Genomic DNA, 5,193 nt, shown 5'->3' on the forward strand with positions numbered 1-5,193 from the left:
CATAATGTTTCGGTGGTCATGGCGGTGGGGAAACGCCCGGTCCCATTCCGAACCCGGAAGCTAAGCCCACCAGCGCCGATGGTACTGCACTCGAAGGGGTGTGGGAGAGTAGGACACCGCCGAACACTCTTTATGGCCCTCGAGGCCCTGGTCGAGAATCCTGAAAAGGGATCTCCCAGGGCCTCGAGGCTTTTTCATGCCCGGAACCCGGGGTGGGCACTTCGTGGTGAAGTGCCCACCCCGGCGGGACTACCGCGTGGCCGGTAACAGGGCCGCGAGGCCAGCACGCAACACCGCCAGCCGTTCGGCTGCCTTCTTCCGTGCCGGCTCCACCGCATCCGGCACCGGTTCCGTCACCTGCAGGTAGGCCTTGAGTTTCGGCTCGGTCCCCGAAGGCCGGATCACCACCCGGAACCCGTCCCCGGTCAACCGCAGGGCATCGGTACGGGGGAGCAGATCCTCCGTCCGCACCGGGAACCCGCCGAGCTCCGCGGGCGGTTCGGCGCGCAGGCCGGCCAGGAGCCGAGCCGGTACCCGGGCATCCGGGAACCTCAGGGAGAGCTGGTCCGTCAGGTACACACCATGCCTGCCCGCCAAGTCATCCAGCAGGTCCAGCAACGAGCGCCCGGCCGCCTTCGCCGTCGCCGCGAGATCGCAGGCCACCACCGCGGCCGCGATCCCGTCCTTGTCGTGGACGAAATCCGGATTCACGCACAGGCCGAGCGCCTCCTCGTAGGCGAACACCAGACCTTCCCCGGCACGGGCGAGCCACTTGAACCCGGTCAGCGTTTCCGCGTACCGGGCCCCGTGTGCGGCCGCGATCTCCCCGAGCAGTGACGACGAGACGATCGTCGTGGCCACCAACGGGTTCTCACTGTCCGTTGTGGACAATACGTGTTCACCGAGCAGGGCTCCGGTCTCGTCGCCCCGCAACATCCGCCAGGAACCGCCGGGTCCCGGCACGCCCACCGCACAACGGTCGGCGTCGGGATCCAGGGCGATCGCGAGATCGGCCCCCACTTCGGCCGCCAGTGCCAGGAGCAGGTCGGTGGCCCCGGGCTCCTCCGGATTCGGGAACGACACCGTCGGGAAGTCCGGATCGGGCTTCGACTGCCGGGCCACCAGATGCACATCAGTGAACCCCGCCCCGCGGAGCGCTTCGATCAGCACTTCGGCGCCGACCCCGTGCAGAGCGGTCGCGGCGATCCGCAGCTCCCGCGATTTCCCGTGCGGCAGCGCGGCGACCTTCGCCAGGTAGCTTTCGAGCAGTTCGGGGCCGACGACCGGTACCCCCGGCTTCCGGGCGATCTCCTTCGCGCCGGGAGCGCGGCCGATGGCGGCCTCGATCTCCTCGTCCGACGGCGGCACGATCTGGGCACCGGTGTGGTCGTAGAGCTTGTACCCGTTGTCCGCGGGAGGGTTGTGTGACGCCGTGATCTGGATCCCCGCGGCCGCACCGAGGTGCCCGACCGCGTAGGCGAGCACCGGGGTGGGCAGCGGGCCCGGGAGCGTCCGCGCGTCGAACCCCGCCGCATGGAGGACCTCGGCGGCCGCGGCCGCGAACCGTTCGGAACCGTGCCTGCCGTCGCGGCCGATCACCACGAGCTGCCCGGCACGGCCGTGGGCGGTGAGCCATTCGGCGACGCCCGCCGTCGTGCGCACCACGACGGCGGTGTTCATCCCGTTCGGCCCCGCGCGCACGGGCCCGCGTAGCCCGGCGGTACCGAAGGTCAGGGAGCCGGTCATCCGGTCCGCCAGTTCCGCCGCGGCGCCCGGCTCGCCTCGATCCGCCCGGTCGAGCAGTTCGCCGAGTTCTTCGCGCGAATCCTCGTCCACCTCACCGGCCAGCCAGGCGACGGTCCTGTCCCGTAGCCCGGGGTCGAGCCGCTCAGGCACGGGCCACCAGATCCCGCAGCAGGGTGCCCATCCGCTCGGCGGAGGCGCGACCGGCTTCGAGGACCTCCTCGTGGCTGAGCGGTTCGCCGGTGATCCCCGCCGCGAGGTTGGTCACCAGTGACAGCCCGAACACCTCGATTCCGGCCGCGCGTGCCGCGATCGCCTCCAGCACGGTCGACATACCGACCAGGTCGGCGCCGAGGGTGCGCAGCATGCGGATCTCCGCCGGAGTTTCGAAATGGGGGCCGGGCAGACCGGCGTAAACGCCTTCTTCCAGGCTCGGATCGATCTCGCGGGCCAGTTCGCGCAACCGGTGCGAGTAGAGATCCACCAGGTCGACGAAGTTCGCCCCGACGATCGGGGAGGTCGCGGTCAGGTTGAGGTGGTCGGAGATCAGCACCGGCTGCCCCACCGCGAACCCGGCACGCAGGCCTCCGGCGGCGTTGGTGAGCAGTACCGACTTCACCCCCGCGGCCGCCGCCGTGCGCACGTTGTGCACCACGCGGGCGACCCCCTTGCCCTCGTAGAGGTGGGTCCGGCCGAGCAGGACCAGTGCCCGCTTGCCTGCCACGTCGACCGAGCGCACGGTGCCCCCGTGGCCGATCGCGCTCGGGGTTTCGAAACCGGGCAGCTCGCCGAGCGGGATCTCCGCGTCGGGCTCCCCGAGGATGTCGGCGGCGGGACGCCATCCGGAACCGAGCACCACGGCGATATCGTGCCTGGCGAATCCGGTTCGCTCCCCGATGGCCGCCGCCGCGGCGGCGGCCACGTCAAGTTCACTCATGGCCTGAGATTAGCCGCCCGTTTCGGTGCGGTGGCGGAACGGACGGCGAGGAAGACGACCACGCCGATCGGGGAGAGGAAGATCGTCAGCAGCAGGATCGGGCCGACGACCAGCGGGTGGATGCCACGGGCACGCGCTTCGAAGTACATCCACCGGCCCAGGAACAGATCGAAGGCGACCAGGTGGGCCCAGATCGCCGCGGCGCCGTAGGGCTGGGCCAGGAACGCCTGCAGCACCGGGAGATCGGGGCGGCTCACCGCCGTCCACAGCGCCCCGAAGTGCGGTCCCACGACGAGCGCGTACACGGCGAGTGGCAGCAGGGTCACCCATGGCGAGGCCAGGATCCGGCTCGTCCACCGCCAGGACGGGGCCAGGATCATCAGCGCCCAGAAGGGCGCGGCCAGCCAGAAGGTCAGTTGGAACAGCTGGTTCATCGCGCCATCTCCGTGCGCCGGACCGGTTCGGGAACGGTGGTGCCCGCGGGGCCGCGCGCGATCACCAGGGTGCCGGCACCCAGCGTGGTGGCGACGAGGAGACCGAAGGCCGAGAGGGTGAGCCCGTCGGGGTGGATGAAGGGCTGGCCGCGTTCCGCCTGCCAGGTCACCAGCGCGACCAGGCCCGCGTAGGCCGCCGTGGCGATGGCGGTCAGGCGGCCCCGGGTGCGGTCGGGCCGCAGACGGGGGAAGCGCCGGGCGAGGAAGCCGAGCAGCATGACCAGCAGGGGCAGCACCTGCAGCGCGTGCATGCCGACGAAATGGGGGATCCGCAGGTCACCGCCGGTGGTGCTCCAGCCGGTGACCGCCATGACCGGCCCGCCGTCGGGGACGCCGACACTGTGGGCGCCGACGACCTGGTGCACGGCGGAGGCGCGCTGCTGGGGGGTCGGGATGAGCATGAGGCCGCCGAGCCCGATGCCGATCAGGGAGATCACCGCGCCCCAGCGGATCGCGAGCCTGCTCGCGGTGTCGGCGATCGGGGTGCGGAACAGCAGCACGGTGAGCACGAGCGTGCCCGTCCAGATCACCGCGATGCTGCCGCCCATGATCAGGTACAGCAGCCGGTCGAAGGTGGTGGACACGTTGAAGTGGCTGGCCCGGCCGCGGATGACCTGGGTGATCAGGATGGCGTACTCGACTCCCAGCAGGCCGATGACGACGGCCGAGATGCGCGCGACGAGCCGCTGCCTGACGGTGAGCAGCGAGCTCAGCCATCCCCAGGTCAGGAAGTAGATCCCGATCGAGAGGGCGAACTTGAGCGGTTTCAGCCAGATCGGTGCGCCCAGCAGGATGCGGTCGTCGAAGACCAGTCCGCCGAGCGAGACGACGGCCATCACGGCCATCACCCCGGCGGAGATCATCATCGGCCGTCTTGGTGAGGTAGTCACGGTCCCTCCTCAGATGGATAGTCCCTCTATCCATTATGGGAACATAAACTATCCATGTTGAGAAGATTCACAGGAAAGGACGCTCGCGATGCGGATGGCCGAGCTGAGCAGGGAATCCGGCGTGCCCGTCGCCACGATCAAGTACTACCTGCGCGAAGGCCTGCTCCCGCCCGGCGAGCGGACCAGCCCCAACCAGGCCCGTTACGGCGAGGAGCACGTCCGTCGGCTCAGGCTGGTCCGGGCCCTGCTCGAGGTCGGCGGCCTGACCGTGGCGGCGGCGCGCGAGGTCGTCGAAGCGATCGACCAGCGCGCTCCCACCCACAGCCTGCTGGGCGTCATCCAGTGCGGGCTGCCGGTGCCGAAGACGGAACCGGACCCCGAGGCCCGCGCCTGGGCGCTGGAGAAGATCGAGCCCGTCGTGCGGAAGCACGGCTGGAAGGGCGGCCCCGGTGACGTCGTGTTCGAGGCGCTCGTCGGAGCGGTGGCCGCCTTCGCCGGCCTCGAAAGGGTCGAACTCGTCGAGCGGCTGGACGAGTACGCGGCACTGGCCGACCGCATGGCGGAACTCGACCTCGCCGCCGTCGGCTCGCTCACCTCGCCAGAGTCCATTGTGGAGGGAGCGGCGATCGGGACCGTGCTCGGCGACGCGATGTTCACCGCGCTGCGGCGGCTCGCGCAGCGACGCGCCTCGGCGGAGCGGTTCAGGGATTGATCGAGAACGTGGGCATGATCCGCTGGTAGAGCTCGGCCTTCGCGGTCTCTTCCTGCTCGGTCGGCACGGTCACGCTCACCGCCCACAGGCCGTTGCCCTGCCGGAAGATCTGGGCGAAGGTGGTCCGGCTGATCTGGGTGTTGCCGCCCCGGTCCAACGTGCGGTACGACAGCGCCCACCCTTCCTTGCCCACCAGCGGGGACTTGTCCAGCGCCCGGAAGTTGCCCGTCCCGCGGCTGGCGGACAGTGCCTTGATGTACTGCTCGATGTCGTGGTCGGCGGAGTAGCCCGCGATGTGGTCCACGGCGAACATCTGCGAGCCGTCCGGCGAAACCCACTCCACCAGTGTGGAGGGGGGCAGACCGTCTCCCGACGCCGAGCCGGTGAACCGGGTCCAGTCCTCGGGCACCTCCTCCG

5 protein-coding genes, 1 rRNA gene and 1 pseudogene are annotated in these 5,193 nt (G+C 70.2%); 2 read left to right on the top strand and 5 right to left on the bottom strand.

Features of this window, described 5'->3' with window-relative positions:
- Positions 1–8 precede the first annotated feature (8 nt).
- Positions 9–125 (top strand): 5S ribosomal RNA (gene rrf, locus FNH05_RS31605).
- Between the two features lie 124 nt (positions 126–249).
- Here rrf and FNH05_RS31610 read toward each other — a convergent pair.
- Genes FNH05_RS31610 through FNH05_RS31625 form a run of 4 tightly spaced genes read right to left on the bottom strand, consistent with a single transcriptional unit; the run spans position 250 to position 4,064 of the window.
- The gene (locus FNH05_RS31610) at positions 250–1,896 is read right to left on the bottom strand and encodes a phospho-sugar mutase (RefSeq protein WP_144592512.1); all 1,647 of its coding nucleotides are present in this window, start codon (positions 1,894–1,896) and stop codon (positions 250–252) included.
- A complete protein-coding gene (locus FNH05_RS31615; protein ID WP_144592513.1) occupies positions 1,889–2,680 on the bottom strand; it encodes a purine-nucleoside phosphorylase in 792 nt (263 codons plus the stop codon). The genes FNH05_RS31610 and FNH05_RS31615 overlap by 8 nt, the downstream gene beginning before the upstream one ends.
- Positions 2,677–3,114, bottom strand: coding sequence for an ABA4-like family protein (locus tag FNH05_RS31620; RefSeq protein WP_144592514.1), 438 nt, complete (start codon positions 3,112–3,114; stop codon positions 2,677–2,679). Before FNH05_RS31620 ends, FNH05_RS31615 begins: the two co-directional genes overlap by 4 nt.
- Positions 3,111–4,064, bottom strand: a complete 954-nt coding sequence (locus tag FNH05_RS31625; RefSeq protein ID WP_186382833.1) for a hypothetical protein — start codon at positions 4,062–4,064, stop codon at positions 3,111–3,113. Before FNH05_RS31625 ends, FNH05_RS31620 begins: the two co-directional genes overlap by 4 nt.
- 88 nt (positions 4,065–4,152) lie before the next feature.
- Here FNH05_RS31625 and FNH05_RS31630 point away from each other — a divergent pair, with 88 nt between their 5' ends.
- On the top strand, positions 4,153–4,776 hold the full coding sequence (locus FNH05_RS31630) for a MerR family transcriptional regulator (RefSeq protein ID WP_144592515.1): 624 nt from the start codon (positions 4,153–4,155) through the stop codon (positions 4,774–4,776).
- Here FNH05_RS31630 and FNH05_RS31635 read toward each other — a convergent pair.
- Positions 4,766–5,193: pseudogene (locus FNH05_RS31635) on the bottom strand (serine/threonine-protein kinase); the annotation flags it as partial. The gene FNH05_RS31630 and the pseudogene FNH05_RS31635 overlap by 11 nt on opposite strands.

The sequence above is a fragment of the Amycolatopsis rhizosphaerae genome, from assembly GCF_007713715.1.
GTDB classification, from domain to species: domain Bacteria; phylum Actinomycetota; class Actinomycetes; order Mycobacteriales; family Pseudonocardiaceae; genus Amycolatopsis_E; species Amycolatopsis_E rhizosphaerae.